The organism is Streptomyces tauricus, assembly GCF_014650955.1.
Classification (GTDB): Bacteria; Actinomycetota; Actinomycetes; order Streptomycetales; family Streptomycetaceae; genus Streptomyces; species Streptomyces tauricus.
The window spans coordinates 52,873-76,895 of record NZ_BMVY01000012.1 but is presented as its reverse complement, the minus strand read 5'-3'; the positions used below and the strand labels follow the sequence as shown (position 1 = coordinate 76,895).

The 24,023-nt window shown below is 70.6% G+C and carries 19 protein-coding genes and 4 pseudogenes; 12 read left to right on the top strand and 11 right to left on the bottom strand.

Going from position 1 to position 24,023, the window contains the following annotated elements:
• Positions 1-155: 155 nt before the first annotated feature.
• Positions 156-1,322, top strand: a complete 1,167-nt coding sequence (gene xylA, locus IE278_RS20050) for a xylose isomerase (RefSeq protein ID WP_189774220.1) — start codon at positions 156-158, stop codon at positions 1,320-1,322.
• Positions 1,323-1,743: 421 nt separating this feature from the next.
• Positions 1,744-2,325 (top strand): hypothetical protein, encoded by a 582-nt coding sequence (locus IE278_RS20045; protein ID WP_189774218.1) that lies wholly within the window; start codon positions 1,744-1,746, stop codon positions 2,323-2,325.
• Between the two features lie 66 nt (positions 2,326-2,391).
• Here IE278_RS20045 and IE278_RS20040 read toward each other — a convergent pair whose 3' ends face one another.
• From IE278_RS20040 to IE278_RS20030, 3 genes are all read right to left on the bottom strand, one after another.
• Positions 2,392-3,732, bottom strand: coding sequence for an esterase-like activity of phytase family protein (locus IE278_RS20040; RefSeq protein ID WP_189774216.1), 1,341 nt, complete (start codon positions 3,730-3,732; stop codon positions 2,392-2,394).
• A 169-nt stretch (positions 3,733-3,901) separates the two neighbouring features.
• The gene (locus IE278_RS20035) at positions 3,902-5,170 is read right to left on the bottom strand and encodes an SWIM zinc finger family protein (RefSeq protein WP_189774214.1); all 1,269 of its coding nucleotides are present in this window, start codon (positions 5,168-5,170) and stop codon (positions 3,902-3,904) included.
• A complete protein-coding gene (locus tag IE278_RS20030; RefSeq protein ID WP_189774212.1) occupies positions 5,167-8,079 on the bottom strand; it encodes an SCO1167/SCO6262 family helicase in 2,913 nt (970 codons plus the stop codon). Before IE278_RS20030 ends, IE278_RS20035 begins: the two co-directional genes overlap by 4 nt.
• Positions 8,080-8,218: 139 nt before the next feature.
• Here IE278_RS20030 and IE278_RS42310 point away from each other — a divergent pair.
• Together IE278_RS42310 and IE278_RS20025 are read left to right on the top strand one after the other, a co-directional pair.
• Positions 8,219-8,464 (top strand): annotated as a pseudogene (locus tag IE278_RS42310) (hypothetical protein); the annotation flags it as partial.
• A 13-nt stretch (positions 8,465-8,477) separates the two neighbouring features.
• Entirely contained in the window at positions 8,478-8,660 is a 183-nt protein-coding gene (locus IE278_RS20025; protein ID WP_189774210.1) for a tail-anchor membrane protein, read from the top strand.
• A gap of 258 nt (positions 8,661-8,918) precedes the next feature.
• Here IE278_RS20025 and IE278_RS20020 read toward each other — a convergent pair whose 3' ends face one another.
• The 3 genes from IE278_RS20020 to IE278_RS20010 form a co-directional block, all read right to left on the bottom strand.
• Positions 8,919-9,797: a hypothetical protein gene (locus IE278_RS20020; protein WP_189774208.1), complete on the bottom strand. Its 879-nt coding sequence runs from the start codon at positions 9,795-9,797 to the stop codon at positions 8,919-8,921.
• A gap of 203 nt (positions 9,798-10,000) precedes the next feature.
• Positions 10,001-10,306: a hypothetical protein gene (locus IE278_RS20015; RefSeq protein ID WP_373312043.1), complete on the bottom strand. Its 306-nt coding sequence runs from the start codon at positions 10,304-10,306 to the stop codon at positions 10,001-10,003.
• A gap of 214 nt (positions 10,307-10,520) precedes the next feature.
• Positions 10,521-11,120: a class I SAM-dependent methyltransferase gene (locus IE278_RS20010; protein ID WP_189774204.1), complete on the bottom strand. Its 600-nt coding sequence runs from the start codon at positions 11,118-11,120 to the stop codon at positions 10,521-10,523.
• Positions 11,121-11,299: 179 nt separating this feature from the next.
• Between IE278_RS20010 and IE278_RS20005 the strand changes: the two genes are divergently transcribed.
• The 5 genes and pseudogenes from IE278_RS20005 to IE278_RS19985 form a co-directional block, all read left to right on the top strand.
• The gene (locus IE278_RS20005) at positions 11,300-12,100 is read left to right on the top strand and encodes an MHYT domain-containing protein (protein ID WP_189774202.1); all 801 of its coding nucleotides are present in this window, start codon (positions 11,300-11,302) and stop codon (positions 12,098-12,100) included.
• 152 nt (positions 12,101-12,252) lie between these two features.
• On the top strand, positions 12,253-14,913 hold the full coding sequence (locus IE278_RS20000) for a sensor histidine kinase (RefSeq protein ID WP_189774200.1): 2,661 nt from the start codon (positions 12,253-12,255) through the stop codon (positions 14,911-14,913).
• Positions 14,910-15,359: a roadblock/LC7 domain-containing protein gene (locus IE278_RS19995; protein WP_189774198.1), complete on the top strand. Its 450-nt coding sequence runs from the start codon at positions 14,910-14,912 to the stop codon at positions 15,357-15,359. Before IE278_RS20000 ends, IE278_RS19995 begins: the two co-directional genes overlap by 4 nt.
• Positions 15,360-15,376: 17 nt before the next feature.
• Positions 15,377-15,790, top strand: coding sequence for a DUF742 domain-containing protein (locus tag IE278_RS19990; protein ID WP_189774196.1), 414 nt, complete (start codon positions 15,377-15,379; stop codon positions 15,788-15,790).
• A gap of 56 nt (positions 15,791-15,846) precedes the next feature.
• Positions 15,847-16,347 (top strand): annotated as a pseudogene (locus tag IE278_RS19985) (GTP-binding protein); the annotation flags it as partial.
• On the opposite strand, the pseudogene IE278_RS19980 reads toward IE278_RS19985, so the two are convergent.
• Positions 16,330-16,557, bottom strand: a pseudogene (locus IE278_RS19980) (PPOX class F420-dependent oxidoreductase); the annotation flags it as partial. The pseudogenes IE278_RS19985 and IE278_RS19980 overlap by 18 nt on opposite strands.
• A 95-nt stretch (positions 16,558-16,652) precedes the next feature.
• On the opposite strand from IE278_RS19980, the gene IE278_RS19975 reads away from it, so the two are divergent.
• The gene (locus IE278_RS19975; RefSeq protein WP_189774193.1) at positions 16,653-17,066 is read left to right on the top strand and encodes a roadblock/LC7 domain-containing protein; all 414 of its coding nucleotides are present in this window, start codon (positions 16,653-16,655) and stop codon (positions 17,064-17,066) included.
• Positions 17,067-17,191: 125 nt separating this feature from the next.
• Positions 17,192-18,199 (top strand): annotated as a pseudogene (locus IE278_RS42305) (DUF6397 family protein); the annotation flags it as partial.
• Positions 18,200-18,630: 431 nt separating this feature from the next.
• On the opposite strand, the gene IE278_RS19965 reads toward IE278_RS42305, so the two are convergent.
• A complete protein-coding gene (locus IE278_RS19965) occupies positions 18,631-19,503 on the bottom strand; it encodes an acyl-CoA thioesterase (RefSeq protein ID WP_189774191.1) in 873 nt (290 codons plus the stop codon).
• 19 nt (positions 19,504-19,522) lie between these two features.
• Positions 19,523-22,036 (bottom strand): DEAD/DEAH box helicase, encoded by a 2,514-nt coding sequence (locus IE278_RS19960; RefSeq protein WP_189774189.1) that lies wholly within the window; start codon positions 22,034-22,036, stop codon positions 19,523-19,525.
• 145 nt (positions 22,037-22,181) lie between these two features.
• Between IE278_RS19960 and IE278_RS19955 the strand changes: the two genes are divergently transcribed.
• Complete coding sequence (locus IE278_RS19955) at positions 22,182-22,976, top strand: metal-dependent hydrolase (RefSeq protein WP_189774187.1); 795 nt, start codon at positions 22,182-22,184, stop codon at positions 22,974-22,976.
• 152 nt (positions 22,977-23,128) lie between these two features.
• On the opposite strand, the gene IE278_RS19950 is transcribed toward IE278_RS19955, so the two are convergent.
• Positions 23,129-23,410, bottom strand: a complete 282-nt coding sequence (locus IE278_RS19950) for a type B 50S ribosomal protein L31 (protein WP_189774186.1) — start codon at positions 23,408-23,410, stop codon at positions 23,129-23,131.
• Positions 23,411-23,465: 55 nt separating this feature from the next.
• A complete protein-coding gene (locus IE278_RS19945; RefSeq protein WP_189774185.1) occupies positions 23,466-23,936 on the bottom strand; it encodes a DUF5709 domain-containing protein in 471 nt (156 codons plus the stop codon).
• Positions 23,937-24,023: the final 87 nt, after the last annotated feature.

Here is a 24,023-nt window from a genome sequence, read left to right as displayed (position 1 = left end):
GACCTGGTGTTTTCGGGTTTCTTCCAGGGTGGCACAGCCCGGATTCCGCCCGCTGTCCCTCTTCCGGGACATCTTGTCTCTTCCCAGGGATGCCTCCGCATACTAATTTGTTAAGCGCCATGACGAAATAGTCGGAGCAAGCAAGGAGCCGCGGCATGAACTACCAGCCCACCCCCGAGGACAGGTTCACCTTCGGCCTGTGGACCGTCGGCTGGCAGGGAAGGGACCCGTTCGGCGACGCCACCCGGGCCGCCCTGGACCCGGTCGAATCGGTGCAGCGCCTGTCGGAACTCGGCGCCCACGGAGTGACCTTCCACGACGACGACCTGATCCCCTTCGGGTCCTCGGAGACCGAGCGCGAGTCGCACATCAAGCGCTTCCGGCAGGCTCTCGACACGACCGGTATGACCGTGCCGATGGCCACCACGAACCTGTTCACCCACCCCGTCTTCAAGGACGGCGCCTTCACCGCCAACGACCGGGACGTGCGCCGCTACGCGCTGCGCAAGACGATCCGCAACATCGATCTGGCGGTCGAGCTGGGCGCCCAGATCTACGTGGCGTGGGGCGGCCGCGAGGGCGCCGAGTCCGGCGCCGCGAAGGACGTACGGGTCGCGCTCGACCGCATGAAGGAGGCCTTCGACCTCCTCGGCGAGTACGTGACCACCCAGGGCTACGATCTGCGCTTCGCGATCGAGCCCAAGCCGAACGAGCCCCGCGGCGACATCCTCCTGCCGACGGTCGGACACGCGCTGGCCTTCATCGAGCGCCTGGAGCGGCCGGAGCTGTACGGCGTCAACCCCGAAGTGGGCCACGAGCAGATGGCCGGGCTGAACTTCACGCACGGCATCGCCCAGGCCCTGTGGGCGGACAAGCTCTTCCACATCGACCTGAACGGCCAGTCCGGCATCAAGTACGACCAGGACCTGCGCTTCGGAGCGGGCGATCTGCGCTCCGCCTTCTGGCTGGTCGACCTCCTGGAGACGGCCGGCTACGCGGGCCCGCGGCACTTCGACTTCAAGCCGCCGCGGACCGAGGACTACGACGGCGTGTGGGACTCGGCCGCCGGCTGCATGCGCAACTACCTGATCCTGAAGGAGCGGACCGCGGCCTTCCGGGCCGACCCCGAGGTCCAGGAGGCCCTGCGGACCTCGCGTCTGGACGAACTGGCACAGCCCACCGCCGCGGACGGCCTCCAGGCGCTGCTGGCCGACAGCGCGTCCTTCGAGGGCTTCGACGCCGAGGCGGCCGCCGCGCGCGGGATGGCGTTCGAGCGTCTCGACCAGTTGGCCATGGACCACCTGCTGGGTGCTCGCGGCTGATCACGTACAAGGCCGACGAACGACCTCTGCGCGGAGGCGTCCGGAATCATGGGGTCCACGCCATGAGTTCGTGACGGGTCACGGAGCGATTCCAGTATCGAGTTCCGTATCAAGTTCCGCGCAGGGGTCGCTTCGTGACCGGTTCGAGGCGACTCTTGATGGTATGGCCACGCCGCCCTTACCGCCCGAGCCTCCTCGGCCGCCGGACAACACGCCGCCGTACGGTGGTGGCGGATATGGTCCCCCGCCCGGAGGCTTCGGCCCTCCTCCTGACGGTTACGGCCCACCGCCGGGAGACGGCGGTCCGCCATGGAACGGCGGGGGAGGAGGCGGCTGGCAGCCGCCTCCACCGTCACCGCCGCCCCCTGGATCGCCGGGCGGCCCCGGTGGACGCCGCAGGACGCTCCTGATCCTGCTGGCCGTGCTCCTGGGGATCGGCGCGGTGTCCGCGGTCGCCCTGGTGGTCACCAGTGGTGACGGCTCGTCGGACAAGAAGCCGCCGACGGAGAGCAGCTCCTCCAAAGGGCGGCTGCCGTCACCCTCATTGAGCATTCCGTCGCAGTTGCCGAGCGAACTGCCTTCCCTGCCCTCGGGAGTGCCGTCCGAGCTGCCCAGCGGCGTGGAGTCGCTGCTCCCGTCCCTCGCGAGCGACGAAGTGCCGTACTACATGCTGCGTACCGGTGACTGCTTCGACATCGACGACAGCCGGCCGGGCCAGGCGGTGAAGCGTCCGTGCGACCAGAAGCACGATGCCGAGGTCGTGACGGTGACCGAACTGGAAGGCGCGTACACGACCGATGCCGCCCTCAAGAAGGCGGCATCGGGCCTCTGCAGGGATCCCCTGGACAGCAAGGCGGCCAAGCAGCCCGCCGACACCGTCCGCGGCACGCTGGTGCAGTACCCGGACCCCGCGGGATTCAAGATCGGCATCGACAACGTCGCGTGCAGCCTGGCCGCCGACGACGCCCGGGGGAACCGCAAGCTCACCGAGCCACTGAAGTGAACCACGCGCGCGTGGAGAATTGAGCGGACGAAGCGGGGGACGCGAACGCCGGGCGGAGCCGTCCGTTCAGATCCCGTGCGGCAGGCGTACGTACGTCACGGTGGTCTCGATCCCGCTGTCCACCAGGCGCCCCTGGGCGTCGAAGGCCCCTGTGCCGTCCGTCATCCCGAAGTCGTTGTCGTTGATCAGCGCGAGCGTGTCACGGTCCACGCGCGCGACGCCCTCGATCTTCCCGGGGATCCCCTTCACCTTTCCGAGGTCGACGACAAGACGCTTGCGCAGCACGGGAACACCGGCCGCGGCGGGGTCCTCCAACTGCTCAAGGGACGGCGACGTCGTGCTGTCGTCCCACTTGTCCCCGAGGATGTCCGCCCCGCGGCTCAGCTTCACGACCTGCAACCGGGCGGCCTTGTCGGTGCGCTCCTCCACCAGCAACTCTTCGCGGCCCACGGCCACCACGGACGAGATCTTCAGCTCCGAGGGGTCGTCCTCGCCCGGATCGACCACGCCCACCGCGTCGAACCGGTACGCGTACTCGGCGGTGACGGCCCGCTTCTTCGGTGAGAAGCGCAGCAGACGCGCGGTCAGGGACTCCTCGCCCGCATCCGTGTCCGGCAGGGACAGCGGGCTCTGCACGGCCAGCACCAGGTCGCCGCCCGGGAGCTGGGCGAGCCCTTCGAAGCCCCGGTTGATCTTCCGGTGCAGCAGCACCGCGGGCAGCGCCTCGATCACCGGATAACCCGCGCCGGTCAGGTTCAGCCCCTTGGGGACGTACCGGGCGAGTACCTTCCCGCGCGCGGAGACGTGCACCAACGAGGGCCCGTACTCGTCGACGAGCCAGAAACCACCGTCCTTGGAGCGCACGATCCCCTCGGTGTCCAGACCGTTCGGGTCGTACGAGAGCGGTGTCGTCGCGTCGTAGGAGTACGGAGCCTCGTCGCGTGCCCGCTGGTTGGGCAGGCCGGTGACGGGCTTGCCCGAACCGGTGGTGATCGGTATCGCGTCCAGTACCTTCACCGCGTCACCGGACACCCGGATCTTCACGATCGCCGGGTCGAAGCCGGGCACGGGAAACGTCCGGCGCTTCACGCCGTCGACCTTGATCTGGCCGTTGGGGCCACGGTCGGTGACGGTCCAGAACTCACCCTTGCGGCCTGCCGGGTAGATGTCGCTCCCGATGCCGCCGAGGTCCACACCCCGGTCGTCGGCCACCGTGCCCGGCAGCAGCCCGTTGCTGAACGTGCCGAGAGGGATGTCCCCGAGCGTCGCGGAGCCCGTGACCCGCGCGTCCCCCGCGGGCGCGCCGACCGCGGGGCCCGCCACCACGAGAGCGGCGAGCACGGCGAGCGGCACGCCCGTGGCGACGGAACGGTGGACACAGCGCCGGCCTGCGGCGTACGGGGACATGGGGCCTCCTGGTGCACAAGTTCGATGACTGTCGCCAGATTTCGCCCTCGCGTCGAACGCCGTACGGCCGGCACATGAACGCCGGGCGTCCAGCGCTCATCCGGTGAACGCGGGCCCTGTCCGCGGCCCCGTTCCCCGGTCAGGTGTCACTCCAGTCGTCGGTCCGGTGTCACTCCAGCCCGTCGGCCAGGGCCAGTGCCGTCGCCGGGTCCTGGGAGGCCGGGCCGACCGGAGCCCAGCGGCCCCGTTCCTTGCGGTACGGCCACCAGCGTCCGTCCGGTCCCAGCCGGAGCTGGGTCTGTCCGCCGACCACGGTCCAGCGGCTGCGGGACGCGCGCAGGACGGGCCGTTCGTCCTCCTCCCAGGCCGACTCCAGGGCGGCACGCGCGCGTGCGAGTGTTTCCGGCTCCGCCGGCCGGTCCGTCTCCAGTACGTCCAGTGCGGCCGCACCCCCGTACTCCCAGGAGCGGACCGCGAGTGCCAGGCTCTCGCGGTCGCGCCCCGACCCGTCGGCGAGACGAACGGCCACCGAGACCTGGGGCCCGCCCGAGGCAAGCCGTACGGCATCCTGCGCAGGCGTCAGTTCGGCCTCCGTGCCGCGCTGTTCGTGGCCCGGCCTGAGCGCGTCGACGAGCAGCCGGTGCGCCTCTCGGGCGGCCTGCGCGGCCAGGAACTCCAGCGCGGCCGGGTCGACCCCGGGCGCGGGATCGGTCTCCGTGTCCAGCGACGGCGGCAGGCCCGGTTCCGCGGGCACAGCAGGCACCTCGGGCAGCGCAGGCAGGATCTCCCCCACCCCGTAGGCCTCGGCGGCGTCCACGCCCGTGTACGTCTCCTGCGGCACCGCGGCGGTCTCGGCCTGCGAGACGCTGCGCAGCTGCAACTCGTCGAGCAGTTCTCGCTCCCCGCGCCCGCGCAGCAGGAGCAGCACGAAGGGATCCTGGTCGAGCAGTCGCGCCACCTGGTAGCAGAGCGCGGCGGTGTGACCGCAGTGGTCCCACGCGTCACAGTCGCACTCCGCCTCCAGATCGCCCAGGCTCGGCAGGAGTTCGACGCCCGCGGTCGCCGCGTCCTCGACCAGATGCGGCGGCATCTCGCGGTCGAGCAGCGCGGCGATGTGCCCCGCCCGTTCGACCGCCATGCCAAGGAACCGGTCCCACTGCTCCTCGGACAGCTCCTGGAGCAGGACGTCCGCGCGATGAGCCGTGTGGTCGCGGTCCTTGACCACCGCCGTGACGCGTCCGGGGCGGACCGACACGGCGCCCACGGCTCCCGCGCGCGCGAGCCGGCGGCCCGTCTTCAGCTGCTGCGAGTCCAGCGTGGCGTCCTCCAGCGCCTTGAGCCAGGCCTGCCCCCACCAACTCTGGGCGAAGCCCCGGCCCTGCGCGGGCGGCAAGGCGGCGAAAACGCGCTCCGGAGTGTTCTCGTACGGATCGCTCATCGGGCGCCTCCACGCAGTTCCACCAGGTCGGCCAGTTGCGCGTCGGTGAGTTCGGTGAGAGCCGACTCGCCGGATCCGAGTACCGCGTCCGCCAGCTCCCGCTTGCGCAGCAGCATGTCCGCGATGCGGTCCTCGATCGTCCCCTCGGCGATCAACCGGTGCACCTGCACCGGCCGCGTCTGGCCGATGCGGTACGCGCGGTCGGTGGCCTGGGCCTCGACGGCCGGGTTCCACCAGCGGTCGTAGTGCACGACATGCTCGGCCCGCGTCAGGTTCAGGCCTGTGCCCGCGGCCTTCAACGACAACAGGAAGACGGGCACTTCGCCCTCCTGGAAGCGCTCGACCATGGCCTCGCGCTCGGCGACGGGCGTACCCCCGTGCAGGAATTGCGAGTGCACACCGCGCGCGTTCAGATGGCGCTCGATCAGGCGGGCCATGCGCACGTACTGCGTGAAGACCAGAACGCATGCCCCCTCGGAGAGGATGGTGTCGAGCAGTTCGTCCAGCAGCTCCAGCTTCCCGGAGCGCCCGGAGATCTTCGGCCGGTCCTCCTTGAGGTACTGCGCCGGGTGATTGCAGATCTGCTTCAGCCCGGTGAGCAGCTTCACGATCAGTCCGCGCCGCGCCATGCTGTCGGCGCCCGCGATCTCCGCGAGGGTCTCGCGGACCACGGCCTCGTACAGACCCGCCTGTTCCTTGGAGAGGGTCACGGCGCGGTCGGTCTCCGTCTTCGGCGGGAGCTCCGGCGCGATACCGGGGTCGGATTTTCGGCGGCGCAGGAGGAACGGCCGTACGAGCTGTGCGAGCCGGTCCGCCGCCCCCGGATCCTGCCCTCCCTCGACAGCCTTCGCGTACTGGTTGCGGAACGTGCCGAGCCTGCCCAGCAGACCCGGTGTCGTCCAGTCGAGGATCGCCCACAGCTCGGAGAGGTTGTTCTCCACCGGAGTGCCGGTGAGCGCCACACGCGCGCGTGCGTCGATCCTCCGCAGCTGCCGGGCCGTGTCCGAGTACGGGTTCTTCACGTGCTGTGCCTCGTCCGCGACGACCATGCCCCAGGAAGCGTCCGCCAGACGTGCCGTGTCGAGGCGCATGGTGCCGTAGGTGGTGAGGACGAACTCGCCGTCGGCCAGGTCCTCCAGGCTCCGTCGAGCCCCGTGGAAACGGCGGACGGGAGTGCCGGGAGCGAACCTTTCGATCTCGCGCTGCCAGTTGCCCATGAGGGACGTCGGACAGACGACGAGAGTGGGGCCCGCCGCGGACTCGTCGGTCTGCCGGTGCAGATGCAGCGCGATGAGTGTGATCGTCTTGCCGAGACCCATGTCGTCCGCGAGACAGCCGCCCAGCCCCAGGGAGGTCATGCGGGCCAGCCAGTTCAGCCCTCGGAGCTGGTAGTCGCGCAGGGTCGCGGCCAGTGCGGGGGGCTGTCCGACCGGCTCCAGCCCCTCCGGGTCCGACAGATGCTCCCGCAGCGTCGCCAGCCACCCCGTGGGGCGGACGTCGACCCGGCGGCCGTCGACCTCCGTGGAACCCGTGAGGACGGCGCTGAGTGCGTCCACGGGCGTCAGTTTGCGATCCTGCTGGGTACGGGCGCGGCGCACCTCTTGCGGATCGATCAGGACCCACTGGTCACGCAGCCGCACCATGGGGCGGTTCGCCTCGGCGAGCCGGTCCAGTTCGGCACGCGTCAACTGCTGGTCGCCCAGTGCGAACCACCAGGAGAACGTCAGAAGCGCGTCGGCCGACAGGAAGGAGGGCGCGTCCGAGACCGGCCCCCCGCTCTCGCCCCTCTCGTCGTCCGAGGGGCCGATGACCGCACGGGCCGTCAGCTTGTGGGCCAGTTCCCTGGGCCAGTGCACCTCCACACCGGCGGCGGTGAGGGATCGCGCCCCCTCGCCCCGAAGCTCGATGACCTCCTCGTCGGCGAGTTCGATCCAGTCGGGCACGGTCGCCGACAGCAGGGGTGTGAGCGGCGCCCAGGCCCGTGCGGCGCGGCGCAGCGCGAGCAGGGCGTCCATCCGCGCGCGCGGGCCGAACGCCGGACTCGACCCGCTCCACACCTCGGACGCGTCCGCCAGCAGCGCCGGGTCGCTGACACTGTGCAGTTGCAGCACCGCGCGGAACGGCAACCGGTCCTCGTCCGACACGGCCGACGCGAGCCCCGGCACCTCTACGCGCAGCGAGATCCGTACGCCGGCGTCGTGCCCGGCCGCGACATCGGCCGCCCAGGCGCGATGCTCGGGCACATGCTGCGGTTCGGCGGCGGCGAAGGCCGGGCCACCCGCGGCGAGTGCCGCCGCGGGGGAGCGGGGGAGGGTATCGGCGACGGCGTCGAGGAAGGCGCGCAGCAGCCACTCTGGATCGGGCAGTCGCAGCGGTTCGCTCGCGTCGACGGGCACCGCGTGGGCGTGCGGCGGCATCGCTGCGGCCAGCTCACGGATCCGCTCCAGGTCCCCCGAGCCCAGGGGGCCCGCGCGCCACGCGTCGTGGTCACCGGCGCTCAGACCGGGCAGCAGCAGTCCGCGCGCGGCGAGTTGCAGCGCCAGTACGGCCGCGGCACCCCAGAAGGCGGTCGCCCCGTGGGTCCGCGCGGCGGCACGCGCGCGCGTGAGGACGGGGAGCGCCATCCGCACCGGGAGGACGACGGCCGACACCCTCACCAACTCGACCCCGTCCGCACAGGGAAGGACGACGGACAGCTCCTCCACGGAGCCGTGAGCGGAGCCGGAGTCGGAGTCGTAACCGGAGTCGGAGCCGTAACCGGTGCCGGAACCGATGGACGGAGGCTCCTCGCCAGCGGGCAGCCAGAAGGCGACGCTGCCCGTGCGGGCCGGGTCGGCAGGGAGGAAGGTGGCGCGGCAGCGCGCCAGTTCGGAGATCTCGGAGGGGGTGGGGGCCGGAATCCTCTGCACAGGGATGAGCGTGTTCCTCAATTTTGACTACCGGGGGTGGAGGTCGCCGAGGGTACAGCGCGGCACAGACCGAACCAAGCGTTCGGCCTGTGATGCCAGTCACTGCTTCCTGGGGGTGGTGTCAGGCCCACCGGGCGGTCCGGCCTTCCCCCGGCCGCATCTCAGGCTCGTCCAGCCCCTGGTGCGTACTCATTGCGGGCAGTTGGGTATTCCTTACGCCGAGACGAGGCTCGTGGGCTCCTATAGTCAAGCCCTGACGCACACGCACGAGGAGAGCCTCTCAGGGTCGGCTAGGGGCGCACCTCAGGGTCGTATCAGGGTCGCCGTCCGGAACCGCCGGGAGCGCGGGGCCGTTCTCAGAACAGAGAGCGGCAGTGGCCGCTAAGGAGGCTACGCACATGTCAAGGAACGCGAAGATAGCCGCAGGCGGTGTCGCGGTCGGCATCGTCCTGCTCTTCTGGCTGCCCTGGTGGGCCGCCCTACTGATCGTCCTGGGAGTTCCCGCGGCGGCGTATCTGACGCTGGACCCCTCACAGCGGCGCAGGCTGCGCCGCGTCGGCCGCAAGGAACTCGGCCGCTGAGGCGCCACCCGCTCGGTCGGTTCTCCTCCGGAGCACAGAGCTCCACCGGTCCGGAGAACGGGTCTCTTCCGGAACGAAGTGGATGACGGCGTCACCGCTCGTGGGCCTGCCGATGGTGTGGTCCACGGGCGGCTGCGTGCCGCACTCCCGAAGCCGGTGGGTGCGTGCCGCACTCCCGAAGCCGGTGCGTGTGCGCCGCACTTCCGCAGCTGGTGGGTGCGGCGTGCGAGAAATCCAGCCGGACCTGGGCGGCCGGGTTCAGTTCGGGCGTACGGCCATCTTGTCCAGGGCCTCCAGGAGGCCGGGCAATTCGGGCCCGCGGCCGACCGGAAGGATCTCGCCGGGCTTCTCGTCGAGCAGTACGAAGGCGATGTCGTCGGTCCGCGCGACCAACGACCAGCCGGGACCGTCGGCGCGCAGCGTCCGCGCGTCCCCCGGGGCGAAGGAGGAGCGGACGCGGCCGAGCGGCGGAGGGCTGGCCACGTACGCGTGCGCTTCGGAGAGAACGCGCTGGACACCGCTGAGTGGTGCCCGTCCGCCGTCCTCGCCGTCCCCGGCTTCGTTGACGCGGTCCCCGCCGGTCCGGGCGGACTCGTCGCTCGGAGCGGGCTTCTCGTCCGTCGAAACGGCGAATTCGGTCTCGTCGATCTGCTCACGCCAGGCGGCCCACTGCAGCGCGATCTCGTCGGCACCGAGGCGCCGCTGAGCCGCACCCCAGGCGGACGCGTCCGGCGGACACAGGGGCGCCTGCTCCGCGACGTCGGGCGCGGGATCGTGCGGGGCGGGCACACCGGGCGCCGCGACCGCCACGGCCAGCGGCCACCCGGGCAGCGCGGCCACCATCGAGCGGTCGTCCGGCGACAGGTCGTACTCCATGCCGCAGTCCCAGGAAGCGATGGCGACGGCCACCAGCGAGACGTCGTCGATGACGACGGTCCACCGCGCGCCGTCGCCGTCCTGCCCCAATACCAGCCCGTACCCGTCGGCGAGGGGTGCGAGGCCGAGTGCCGCGCAGGCCTCCGGGTAGTCGTCGCCCAGCACGCTGGGGAACTGCGCCGGCGTCAACAGCACCGCCGTCAGCACATACAGTGCGTCGTCGTCCCCGGTGGCGACGGCCTCATCGTCCGTCCCGGCCATCCCAGCCTCCCCTCGCTACATCCGTCGGCGCACCTTAATGCGCGCCGGGGCCGTTGTCACGAGGCCGGAATACGCGGGGAGCTGCGGCCATCCTCCAGGACGAGGGCGAAACGACCACCTGCGGTCGCGCCCATTCCGCTTTCGCCCCGGCTCGGGTTCATCACTGGTTCCCGGCCCCCGCCCCCACCCCAGCCCCGGCCCAGTCAGGCGACCGGCAGGCCGAGGAGCGTTCGGGCCACCGCGGTGGGTGATTCGTCGCGTTCTCGTGCGAGCGCGATCACGGCCCGGCACGCCAACTCGTTCACACCGAAGGAGAGAGCCTCCGGTGACACCCAGGCCGCGGCTTCGTCGACGCCGTCCTGGTCGTCCTCGACACCCGCCGCCACATAGGCCGCCGCGGCTTCGAACAAGTTGTGCGTCTGTTTCTTCGGACGAGACACGGCCGACGGCGCAGGGCGCCCGGACTCAGCCGGCCGTGGACGTGAAAAGAGCTTCCGGAGTCGAGCCATCGTGCCGGACATTCGGGCCACCTTCCCCCGCGTACCGCTTCTTCGGTCATCGCCCATTTGTCTCTGTTCAACGTAGAGTTGAAACTTCGACACCAGAAGGGGGCGGTGTCGTGAACCCTCACCGAACGCGCCGGTCGAGCGTGCCGATCATGGACTCGCGGCCAGGCCGGTGGTCGTCTGTGGTTCAGCGAACCGCACGGTTCGGGGCGGCATTTCAGGGACGGCGCACGGCCAGTGCGAGGAAACGGGCGTCCTCGTCCACGTACGAGGTCATGCGCCAGCCGGAGGCGGACAGGAGCGGGCCGAGGTTGGCCTCCGCCCGCAGGTCGTCCGGGGTGATCTGCCGTCCCTGGCGCGCCGCGAGAGCGGCCCTGCCGATCGGGTGGAAGAGCGCCAGGGTCCCGCCCGGCCGTACGACCCGCGCCAACTCCCGCAAATTCTCGGCCGGGTTCGGAAGATGCGCGATGAGCCCGGCCGCGAAGACCGCATGAAGCGACTGTGCGCGCAGCGGCAACCGTGACACGTCGGCGAGGAGCAACTGCCCCGCCCGGTCACGCCCTGCCCGTACCGCCGCCTCCAGCATGGCCGACGTCAGGTCTGCGCCCAAGACCGCCCCGGAGGGCCCCACGGCATCCCTGAGGGCCGGCAGGGCCCGTCCCGTGCCGCAACCCGCGTCGAGCACGTGATCGCCCTGCCGCAGCCCCAGCTCGGAGACGGCTGCCGCGTACGCCGGGCCGTCGTCGGGGAACCGCTCGTCCCAGCCGGCCGCGCGAACCGAGAAGAACTCCTGGACATGCGTGTGGTCGTCGCTCATGCACCGCATGATCCCGCATCGCATGGTGAGCGACCCGATCGAACGGCGACGCGAAACGCGAGCCGGTGCACACGTTCGAGCGTGACGCGATCGTTCCCCCTCACCTCTCCGCCATATTCCAACAGCTTTCGAAACGCGCCCCCTGTGCGCGCCCCGGGCCGGACTAGCGTCCCGGAGCCATGGGACACCTGGACCACGCCACGCTCGGCTGGCTTACCCCTGTGCTGTCGTACGTCATGGCATGCATCGGCGCCGCGCTCGGGCTGCGCTGTACGGTCCGCGGGCTCGCCGCGTGTGGCCCATCGCGCCGCAACTGGCTGCTCACCGCGGCCTCCGCGATCGGCACGGGCATCTGGACCATGCACTTCGTGGCGATGCTCGGTTTCGGTGTCAGCGGCACCGACATCCGCTACAACGTGCCGCTCACCGTGCTGAGCCTGCTCGTCGCGGTGATCGTCGTCGGTGCGGGCGTCTTCGCCGTGGGCTACGGCCGGGACCGGGGCCGCGCGCTCGTCCTCGGCGGGCTGACCACCGGGTTGGGTGTGGCGAGCATGCACTACCTGGGCATGGCCGCGCTGCGGCTGCACGGCGAGGTGCGGTACGACCCGTTGCTCGTCGGTGTCTCCGTCGTCATCGCCGTGGTCGCGGCGACCGCCGCACTGTGGGCGGCGCTCAACATCAGCTCACCGATCGCGGTCGCCGTCGCCTCGCTCGTCATGGGCGGGGCGGTCAGCAGCATGCACTACACGGGGATGATGGCGGTCGGCGTCCATGTCACACCCTCCGGGGAGGCACTGCCCGGGGCTACGGCGATGCAGTTCATCTTCCCCCTCGCCGTCGGCCTCGGGTCCTATCTCTTCCTGACGTCGGCGTTCGTCGCGCTCTCCCCGACAGCGGGCGAGCGTGAGGCCTCCGCGTCGGCCCAGCGGCCCGTCGACGACGACCGCCCCTTGGCGCCGCCCACGAGTGCCGTCCCCTAGCGGCCAACCCGGGCCGACGCCCGGCAAGGCGCGCCCACCGAACCAGCGCCCGCCAATCCAGCGCCCACCGAACCTGCGCCTGCCGAACCACCGCGCGTCGAACCACCGTCCGCCGAATCACCGCACACCGAACCACTCCCAGCGAGAAGGCCATGCGTACATCCCGAAGGACCCCGACAGACGGTGCGCAACCGTCGACGGCCCAGGTACGGGGCCGTCGCGCGCATGCCGGACCGCCGGCCGACGAAGACTCCGGGCCCGAGGAGACCGACGACACGGAGTCGGGCAACGCGCCCCCGCGTGCGACGAACTGGAGTCTGCGACCCCGTACCGTGCGGGCGAAGATCGTCTGCCTGCTCATGGTCCCGGTCGTCTCCCTGCTCGCCCTCTGGGCACACACCACCGTCACCACGGCCCAGGACGTGGCACGGCTGCGGCAGTTGCAGCGGGTGGACTCCGAGGTCCGCGCGCCGGTCGCCACGGCCGTCATCGCGCTCCAGGACGAACGCGTGGCGGCCGTCCGGTACGCCACGCGCCCCTCGGCCGACCGGGAGCGCGCCCTCAAGAGGCTGGCCACACGCACCGATCGGACCGTGTCGGAACTCCGCCTCGGAGCGGGCAGCACCGTGGCCGACAGCGAGGAACTGCCCCCCGGAGTGGCCGCACGCCTCGAATCCTTCGTGACCAACGCGGAACAGCTCCCCTCCCGGCGGACCGCCGTACTCGACCGCAGGACCGGCTGGGAGGAGACACACAGGCGGTACACCGGAACCATCGCGTCGGCCTTCGGGGTGAGCGGAGCGCTTACCGGCATCCAGGACGCGGAAATCGGCTCCGACGCGCGCGTACTGCTCGAATTCTCCCGCGCGGGGGAGGCCCTGGCGCAGGAGGACGCGGTACTCGCCGGTGCCCGCCTCACCGGGACCCTCGACGGACAGCGGCTGCGGCTGTTCACCGGCGCGGTCGACACGCGCAGGCTGCTCACCGGCTCCGCCGTCGTCGATCTCCGCGAACCCGAACGAGCCGCCTGGCAGGCTCTCACGGAGGGTCGCGCGTACGCCGACATGACGGCCGTCGAGGACGTGGTGCTCACCGCTCCGGCGGGCGCGACGGACCTGGGGGCCGCGCACGGGGCGACCTGGAACGCGGCTCACGCGCGCGTGCGGGACGACATGCGGACCATGGAGGCGGACGCCGGCAGTGACGTCGCGGAACGGGCCGACCCCCTCCAGCGAGGCCTGCTGTCGCCTGCGGGTGCCGCGGTCCTCCTGGGGCTCGCGGCCGTGGCCGCCTCGCTGGTCATCTCCGTACGCATCGGACGCGGCCTCGTCGTCGAACTGGTGACCCTGCGCAACAGCGCCCTGGAGATCGCCCGGCGCAAACTGCCGAACGCCATGCGGAAACTGCGGGCCGGAGAGGAGATCGACGTCCGTGCCGAGGCGCCGCCGGGGCCGCCCGCCGAGGACGAGGCGGGGCAGGTCGCGGAAGCCCTGACCACCGTGCACCGTGCCGCCCTGCACGCGGCCGTCGAACGCGCGGAGCTGGCAGGTGGCATCTCCGGTGTCTTCGTCAATCTCGCCCGCCGGAGCCAGGTTCTCGTCCACCGCCAACTCAGGCTGCTGGACAGCATGGAGCGGCGCTCCGAGGACCCGAACGAGCTGAGCGACCTCTTTCGTCTCGACCACCTCACGACACGGATGCGACGCCACGCGGAGAGCCTGATCATCCTCTCGGGAGCAGCCCCGGGCCGGGCATGGCGCATGCCGGTCTCCCTGACGAACGTGGTGCGCGCCGCCGTCTCCGAAGTCGAGGACTACGCGCGCGTGGAGGTACGACAGCTCTCGGAGACACTGGTCGTGGGAGCCGCGATCGCCGACCTCACGCATCTGCTGGCCGAGATCGTCGAGAACGCCGCCCAGTTCTCACCGCCGCACACCAGGGTGCGGGTCACCGGCGAACCGGTCGGCAACGGATACGCCGTGGAGGTCGAGGACCGGGGACTGGGCATGGGCAAGGAGACCCTCGCCGAGGCCAATCGCCGTATCGAGCAGTCCCAGGCACTCGACCTGTTCGACAGCGACCGGCTCGGCCTCTTCGTGGTGAGCAGGCTCGCCGCCCGCCACGGAATCAAGGTGCACCTGCGGACCTCGCCCTACGGAGGCACCACTGCCGTGATCCTCCTTCCCACCGCGCTGTTGCACACGAGTACGGAGGAACGTTCCGGTGCGCGTCGCGTCCAGGCCGAGCCACCTGCTGGAAGGACCGTCGGGCGACCTGCCGGACAGCCTGTCGGCCGGCCGGTGGACCAGCCTGTCGAACGGGCTACCGGACAAGCGGCCGGACGCGCGTACGCGCGCGTGCCCGGTCCCACGTCCCCACAGGACTCCGTGGGGCCAGCCCCACGGCAGGACTCCGTGGAGGCCCACATCGAGCGACCCGCACTCGTCTCGCCCGTAGCCGCCCCGGCGGAGGCGTCGGCGGACGGCTCGCACGCCGGACCACCGCCCGAGGTGATCACCCTGCGCCTGCACCGTTCCTCCGAGGACGCCGAGCCGTCCGACGCGTCCGACGGCCTCCCGCGGCGCGTACGACAGGCCAGCCTCGCCCCGCAACTGCGCGCTGAACGCGCCGAAGAGCCCACGGACCCGGCACGTCACCGGGACGACGACGCCGATCGCACCCCCGAAGCGGTACGGGACCGGATGGCGGCCTACCGCGCCGGGTGGGCCCGCGGCGGCGGCCGTTCCCCCGGCCCCCGCGCCACGTCCGGCCCAGCAGAGGGCAGCGACAGCAGCGAAGGAGACCTCGCATGATCCAGGATCCGGGTACGAGTGCGGGTACGGGGACCGCAGCTCAGTCCGGCGAACTCGACTGGCTGCTGGACGATCTGGTGCTGCGCGTCGCCGAGGTGAGGCACGCTGTCGTGCTCTCCAACGACGGACTCGCGGTGGGGGCGTCCACCGGCCTCGGACGCGAGGACGCCGAGCACCTCGCTGCGGTCTCCTCCGGTTTCCAGAGCCTGGCCAAAGGCGCGGGCCGCCACTTCGGAGCCGGCGGAGTACGCCAGACCATGGTGGAGATGGACGACGGCTTCCTGTTCGTGGTGGCCGCGGGAGACGGGTCCTGCCTCGCCGTCCTGAGCGGCGTGACGGCCGACATCGGCCTGATCGCCTACGAGATGGCACGCCTGGTCAGACGGGTGGGCGAGCATCTCTGCTCGGCTCCCCGCGCGGAGGCCCGTCCGCCCGCGGCCGGGTGAGCGGGGAGACGTCGCACATGACCGAGGAGCAGGCAGCCACCCCTGAGCAGCAGGGCAGCCAGTGGTACGACAGCGAGGCCGGGCCGCTCGTCCGCCCGTACGCCATGACGGGTGGACGCACCGAGCCAGGACCCTCCGGGGCCCGCTTCGACCTGATAGCGCTCGTCACACTCGCCACGGGGGCGCCTGAGACCGGTGCGGACACCGCACTAGGTCCGGAGCACCTGGCCCTCGTCGAACTCTGCCGGGCCGAAACCCAGTCCGTCGCCGAACTGGCCGCGGACACCGATCTGCCCGTGGGTGTGGTGCGCGTACTCCTGGGCGATCTGCTCGAACTGGGCTGCGTGACGGTCAGCCGCCCGGTGCCGCCCGCGCACCTGCCCGACGAGCGCATCCTGCGCGAGGTCATCGACGGACTGAGGGCCCTGTAGACGTCGAGGGCCCCGTAGCCGTCGACCGACACCGACAATCCCGAGAGAAGTGATCAATGGTCTCTGAACACTCCGATGCCACCAGCGGTGAGACGGCCGCCCTGGCATTGAAGATCCTCGTCGCCGGCGGCTTCGGGGTCGGCAAGACCACCCTGGTGGGCGCGGTCAGTGAGATCAGACCGCTGCGCACCGAGGAACTACTGAGTGAGGCCGGCCGGTCGGTGGACGACACCGGCGGCGTGGACCGGAAGGTGACGACGACCGTCGCCATGGACTTCGGTCGCATCACCATCAGGTCCGGCCTGTCGCTCTACCTGTTCGGAACGCCGGGACAGGACAGATTCTGGTTCCTGTGGGACGAGCTGGCACAAGGAGCCCTCGGTGCTGTCGTCCTCGCGGACACCCGCCGGCTCGAGGACTGCTTCCCGGCCGTGGATTACTTCGAACACCGGCGCATCCCCTTCGTGGTGGCGGTCAACTGCTTCACGGACGCGCGCGCGTACGGCGCCCACGAGGTGTCACGGGCCCTGGACCTCGACCGGGGGCCGGTCGTCGTCCACGCACAGGGCCACCCGGCCGTCCCGAGCCAGATTCCGCCCCTTGACGGTGTCCTTCCCCGTGTTGAAGACCAGGTCGTCGCCGTCGAGCACGAACCAGATCGGTGCCACATGCGGGCGCCCGTCGGCCCGGACGGTCGACAACTTGCCAGTGCGGGTGCCGTGCGAGACGAACGCCCGCCATTCCTCATCGGTCATCTTGTGTGCCATGCCCCTATCCTCCTTGCCCGGACGGCGACGGTGGGGAAGGCTGGTCGATCGGATCCTCCGGCCCGGGGGAACCACACATCACGGGGAGACGGATCATGGCGGAGAACCGGGGACTCGACTGGCTGCTCGACGACCTGACCCAGCGTGTCGAGCACATACGCCACGCACTCGTGCTGTCCAACGACGGGCTGGTGACCGGGGCGAGCACAGGTCTGCGGCGGGAGGACGCCGAACACCTCGCCGCCGTCTCGTCCGGCCTGCACAGCCTGGCCAAGGGCTCGGGCAGGCACTTCGGCGCGGGCCGGGTCCGCCAGACCATGATCGAATTCGATGACGCGGTCCTCTTCGTCACGGCGGCCGGCACCGGCAGCTGTCTGTGCGTGCTCAGCGCGGCCGAAGCCGACATCGGCCAGGTCGCGTACGAGATGACGCTGCTCGTCAATCGCGTCGGCGAGCACCTTCACGTCGATGCCCGACATCCGGAACACTCGCCCTCCATAGACCTCTGACCTGCGCAGACGTCCTCGCGATCGAAGTTATCCACAGGCTCGACGCGAGGTCCGGTGAACCGGCTACGGTTTTTCCCGAAGCAAGCGCACGCAAAGCGCACACCGCTGCACGGGGGAGAACCATCATGTCCGGCAACACCATCACGCAGTCCGTCATGTCCGGTCCGAGCGGGCCTGTCGGTGGCTCTGACGGGTCCGTCGCTGCCAGGGACGCATCTGCCGCCACCACGAGCGCGACCCTCGCCCAGCCGCCGCCACCGCTACCGACTCCGCCCCCGACTCCGAATCCCACTTCGGCTTCGGCACAGGCCTCGACCCTCGCGCAGAGTCGCGCCGCGCGGGAGCTGGGGCTGAAGCGGGGCGAGTTCGACCTCGCGGTACGGCTCGGGCGCATCCGCACAGTGCCCGACGAAGGCGGCGGAGGCCATCGCGTCACCCGCGCGGAGATCGACAGGGTACGGGCCGAGGAAGGCTTCCCCGAGACTCTGCGGGAACGCGTCAAAGCAGTCGGCACCTCGGAGGGCGCGGCCCTCATGGAGGTCACGACCGCCCGGTTCACGCGTTTCGCCCGCCTGGGCCTCATCGTGCCCGTCAAGTTCTACCTGAACCGCTACCGGGCCGTGGTCTGGCTGTATCTGGCCGAGGAAGTGCGGCAGTTCGCCCAGGACAAGAAGCATGCGCCGCTGCTGAACGGCCGGGTGCCCGAGGGGCTGCGGGACCAACTGGAGGCGGGCCTCGACCTGCGGGCCCGGAACTGGCGAGGTCGGCACCTCGGCTTCCTGCTGCGGCAGAACGAGGATCCGTGGGCGCGTGCCGCAGTCGTGGCGTCGCTGCTCGACCCCGTTCAGGTCGCCGAGATGGTCCCCGATCCCTACGAGCGGGCCCACCTGGACCGGTACCGGCCCGAACAGATCATTCACGGTGCACCCGACACGCCTGCCGCCCTCATCACCGCCCGGATCATGACAGCGACTGATCCGGACGAGATCAGCTGGCTCCGGGCCGACCTGGCGAACGGACTGCAGGAGGCACGCGACCGCCGGGCCGCTCCGCGGCCGACGACGGAGACCGAAACTCCGCGGGTGACCGGGACGCCGGGGGTGACCGAGGCTCCGGTGGCGACTGGGGCTCCGGAGGTGAGGCACGACCGGTCGACACCTCTCGGGGGACACCGCGTGCCGGTCGACCACCGGCAGCTCGCCGAGCTGCGAGTGGCCACCAAGTTGCGGCACCCGGCCGGAGTGCGACGTCCGGCCGGGCAGCGGCGCCAGGGAGAGCAGCGGCGCCCGGCCGAAGCACGGCATCATCCGGTCGGACGGCATCCGGTCGAGGGACGGCATCCGGCCGAAGCACGACGCCCGGCTGCGGCGCCCCACCCGGCCGCAGTACGACGGTCGGCCACAGGGGAACACTCGGCCGATGTACGGCAGTTGACCGACGCGCGGTCTCAGGCAGGAGCACGACGGCCTGCCGAGGTACGACCCGCGCTCGATGAACCGGGTCGCCCCGGGCGCCTCCTCGGCTGGCTGCGGCGCAGAAACCTCTGACCCGGCCCGGTGCCCGGTCAGCCCTCCAGCTTGCGGAACAGCCCTTCCTGGACGACGGAAACGAGCAGGCGTCCCTCCTGGTCGTAGATCCGCCCCCGGGCCAGCCCGCGGCCACCCGTCGCGATCGGGGACTCCTGGTCGTACAGGAACCACTCGTCGGCGCGGAACGGCCGGTGGAACCACATGGCGTGGTCCAGGGATGCCATGTCGAAACCGCGCCAGCCCCAGAGGGGTTCCACCGGGATACGGACGGCGTCCAGGAGAGTCATGTCGCTCGCATAGGTGAGCGCGCAGGTGTGCACCAGCGGGTCGTCGCCCAGAGGTCCGACGGCGCGCATCCATACGGCGCTGCGCGGCTCGGCGTGCTCGATCTCCTCGGGTGTCCAGCGCAACCGGTCCGCGTAGCGGATGTCGAAGGGCTGGCGCCGGGCCATGCGCTCCAGCGTCTCGGGGAGCGTGCCCAGATGTTCCTTGATCTCCTGAGTGACGCTCGGGAGCGACTCGGGATCCGGGACCTTGCGGGCCGGCGGCAGCTGGTGCTCGAAGCTCCCTTCCTCAGGCTTGTGAAAGGAGGCGGTCAGATTGAAGATCGTGCGGCCCTGCTGCACGGCGGTGACTCGGCGCGTGGTGAACGACCGCCCGTCGCGTACCCGTTCGACCTGGTACACGATGGGCACGCCCGGCCGGCCCGGACGCAGGAAGTACGCGTGCAGTGAGTGCACGGGCCGGTCCGAGTCCGTGGTGCGGCCGGCGGCGACGAGGGCCTGGCCCGCCACCTGTCCGCCGAAGACCCGCTGCAGGGACTCCTCCGGGCTGCGGCCACGGAAGATGTTGACCTCGATCTGCTCCAGGTCGAGCAGATCGACGAGCCGTTCCGCTGGATTCGTCATGTGTCGCGTTCTCCTGTGCTCACAACTGGCCGACGGCGGTGACCTTGACGATGGCACGTCCCTCGGCATCGGAGGCCACGAGGTCGATTTCCGCGCTGATGCCCCAGTCGTGGTCGCCGTTCGGGTCGGCGAACGTCTGCCGGACCCGCCACAGGCCGTTCTCCGGCTGCTCGTCGATGAGCAGGAGCTTGGGGCCGCGTGCGTCGGGGCCGGTGCCGAGGTCGTCGTACTCGTCCCAGTAGTCGTCCATGGCCGCGCCCCAGGCATCGGCGTCCCAGCCCGCCTCGGAGTCCAGCTCGCCGAGCTCCGCGACGTGGTCGAGGGCGGCGAGTTCGACGCGCCGGAACATGGCGTTGCGGACGAGGACCCGGAAGGCGCGCCCGTTGGCCGTGACAGGTTTGACCTGGTCGGCCTTCTCCTGGGCCTCTTCGGCCGTCATGACCTCGGGGTTGGCGAGCTGCTCCCACTCGTCGAGGAGGCTGGAGTCGACCTGCCGCACCATCTCGCCGAGCCAGGCGATCAGGTCCTCCAGGTCCTCCGACTTCAGGTCGTCGGGGACGGTGTGGTCGAGGGCCTTGTAGGCGCTCGCCAGGTAGCGGAGCACGATGCCCTCGGTGCGGGCGAGTTCGTAGTGGGACACGAACTCGGTGAAGGTCATGGCCCGTTCGTACATGTCGCGGATGACGGACTTCGGGGAGAGCGGATGGTCGCCTACCCACGGGTGGCTCTTGCGGTAGGTGTCGTATCCGTGGAACAGCAGCTCTTCCAGCGGCTTGGGGTACGACACGTCCTGGAGCCGCTCCATGCGCTCCTCGTACTCGACACCGTCCGCCTTCATCGCCCCCACGGCCTCGCCGCGGGCCTTGTTCTGCTGGGCCGCGAGGATCTGCCGCGGGTCGTCCAGCGTGGACTCCACGACGGACACCATGTCCAGGGCGTACGAGGGGGATTCCGGGTCCAGGAGGTCGAACGCGGCGAGCGCGAAGGTCGACAACGGCTGGTTGAGGGCGAAGTTCTGCTGCAGGTCGACGGTGAGGCGCACGATGCGTCCCTCCGCGTCCGGTGTGTCGAGCTTTTCCACGACTCCGCCGTCGAGGAGCGAGCGGTAGATGGCGATCGCCCGCCGGATGTGCCGCAGCTGCTGCTTGCGCGGCTCGTGGTTGTCCTCCAGCAGATGACGCATCGCGTCGAACGCGTTGCCGGGCCGTGCGATCACGGACAGCAGCATCGTGTGCGTGACCCGGAAACGCGAGGTCAGCGGCTCCGGATCGGACGAGATCAGCTTCTCGAACGTGTTGTCCGTCCAGCCCACAAAGCCTTCCGGGGCCTTCTTGCGCACCACCTTGCGGCGCTTCTTCGGGTCGTCACCGGCCTTGGCGAGGGCCTTCTCGTTCTCCACCACATGCTCGGGGGCCTGCGCCACGACGAAGCCCGCCGTGTCGAAGCCGGCCCGGCCGGCCCGGCCCGCGATCTGGTGGAACTCCCGCGCGCGCAAAGTCCGTACGCGCGTGCCGTCGTACTTCGCCAGAGCGGTGAACAGCACGGTGCGGATGGGCACGTTGACGCCGACACCGAGGGTGTCCGTGCCGCAGATGACCTTCAGGAGGCCGGCCTGCGCCAGCTTCTCGACCAGGCGGCGGTACTTGGGCAGCATGCCGGCGTGGTGCACACCGATCCCGTGCCGTACGTAACGGGAGAGGTTGCGGCCGAACTTGGTGGTGAAGCGGAAGTTGCCGATCAGCGCGGCGATCTGGTCCTTCTCCTCGCGCGTGCACATGTTGATGCTCATCAGCGCCTGCGCCCGCTCCACGGCCTGCGCCTGCGTGAAGTGCACGATGTAGACGGGCGCCTGCCTCGTCTCGAGAAGCTCGGTCAGCGTCTCGGTGAGCGGAGTCAGCTTGTACTCGTAGGAGAGAGGGACCGGACGGGTCGCCGAGCGCACCACCGAAGTGGGGCGGCCGGTCCGCCGGGTCAGGTCCTCCTCGAACATGGAGACGTCGCCGAGCGTCGCGGACATCAGGATGAACTGAGCCTGCGGCAGTTCCAGGATCGGGATCTGCCAGGCCCAGCCGCGGTCGGCCTCGGCGTAGAAGTGGAACTCGTCCATCACGACCTGGCCGACATCGGCCCGCTTGCCGTCGCGCAGCGCGATCGAGGCGAGGACCTCGGCGGTGCAGCAGATGACCGGGGCGTCGGAGTTCACGGACGCGTCGCCGGTCAGCATGCCGACGTTCTCGGTGCCGAACATCTTGCACAGCTCGAAGAACTTCTCCGAGACGAGCGCCTTGATCGGCGCGGTGTAGAAGGTGACCTCGTCCCGGGCGAGCGCAGCGAAGTGCGCACCCGCGGCGATCATGCTCTTGCCGGACCCGGTGGGGGTCGACACGATCACGTTCGCACCCGAGACCACCTCGATCAGCGCCTCCTCCTGGTGGGGGTAGAGCGTGAGACCGCGTTCCCCGGCCCACGACTCGAAGGCTTCGTAGAGGGCGTCGGGATCTGCGGTCTGCGGCAGCTGATCGATAAGGGTCACACACCCATCTTGCCTGTCATCCCACCCGATGAGGGAATCGGATGCGGGGCCGAAGATCACGAACGCTACGCTGTGTCGCCGACCAGGTGTCAGCCCACGCGGACAACTGGCAGTCGGCACAAGAGGAATGGGGCGGGGCACGGCCATGATGGGACCAGCACACTCACTGTCCGGGGCGGCGGCCTGGCTGGGCGTCGGCGCGGCGGCGGCCGCCTCCGGACACACGATGCCGTGGCCGGTCCTGGTGGCCGGCGCGCTGATCTGCGCGGGTGCCGCGCTCGCCCCGGACCTGGATCACAAGGCCGCCACGATCTCGCGCGCTTTCGGACCCCTGTCCCGGGGCCTGTGCGAGATCGTCGACAAGCTCTCGTACGCCGTCTACAAGGCGACGAAGAAGCCCGGCGACCCGAGCCGTTCCGGTGGTCACCGGACCCTTACCCACACATGGCTGTGGGCGGTGCTCATCGGCGCGGGAGCGTCGGTCCTCGCGATCACGGGAGGCCGCTGGGCGGTGCTGGCGCTGCTGGCCGTCCACATGGTGCTCGCCATCGAGGGACTGCTGTGGCGGGCGACGCGTGGCTCCAGTTCCGACGTCCTGGTCTGGCTGCTGGCGGCGGCGAGCGCGTGGATCATCGCAGGAGTGCTGGACAAGCCGGGCAACGGAGCCGACTGGCTCTTCACGGAGCCGGGCCAGGAGTACCTGTGGCTCGGACTGCCGATCATCCTGGGAGCGCTGGTGCACGACATCGGGGACGCGCTGACGGTGTCGGGCTGCCCGATACTGTGGCCGATCCCGGTCGGCCGCAAGCGCTGGTACCCGCTCGGGCCGCCCAAGGTGCTGCGCTTCAGGGCGGGCAGCTGGGTGGAGCTGAAGGTGCTGATGCCGGCGTTCATGGTGCTGGGCGGAGTGGGCGGCGCGGCCGCGCTCAACTTCATCTGAGGCGGGCGCGTCCCGGCGGCCGTGCCGCCAGAACGCGTGCCACCAGGACGAGTGGCGCCACCAGGACAAGCGCCGCCGCCGGGACGAGTGGCGCCGTCGACGGACACCGCGCAGCTGTCACCCGCCGCCGGAAGGCACCCGTTCCACCCGGGTCAGGACGCGTCGTCCCCGCCCGAGGCCTTGTCCTGGCCTCCGCCGCCGTACCGCTTCTCGAAGCGGGCGACGCGTCCCTCGGTGTCCACGGTCCTCGCCGTGCCCGTGTAGAAGGGGTGGCTCTCCGAGGAGATCTCCACATCCACGACGGGGTAGGTCCGGCCGTCGTCCCACTCGATGGTCTGGTCGCTGGCAGCGGTGGACCGGGTCAGGAAGGCGTACCCGGCAGCGCGGTCGCGGAAGACGACGGAGTGGTAGTCGGGGTGCTTGTCCTGCTGCATGAGTGCTCCTTGCGTGGGGGAGGGGTGCGCGGACGGGACAGCGGGGGAGACGGGGTCAGCCGGGCAGCGAGTCCTCGTCGACGATGTGCATGGCGGCCTCCTCCGCGGAGGCAGCCGCTCCGTCTATGCCCACGTCGGTGGCGATCAGCCCGCTCTCCCCGTCCTCGTGCGCTCCTTCTCCGGGGGCCACGAGACGTCCGGAGCGCAGGGCGCCCACTTCGTTGTCCAGGGGTTCGCCGTCCGAGTCGGGGCAGTCTCCGATGCCGTCGCCTTCGGGTGCCGCGATGTCCGGGAGTTCTTCCGCGAGACGTTCGTCGAGGGTTTCGCCGCGGTGGCGCTCGGCCGCTGTCACGTCGTTGCGTTCCACCGCCCAGGGGCGTTCCGGAGGTGACCAGCCGCGGTCCAGAGGGTCGCTCACACCGTCGGTTTCAAGGGTGTCCTCGGCGTCGAGCAGTCCGGCGTCGTCCTGAACCTCGGATCCGTCGGGCTGGTAGACATCGTCTCCCCAACCGTCGGCGCTGTCCACGGGTACCTCCAGGTGGTGCGGGCCGGCCTGCTGTCACCGCGTTCGGCGGCGGGTACGCGGACCGCTCGGCCCAGGCCTCGCCCGTAC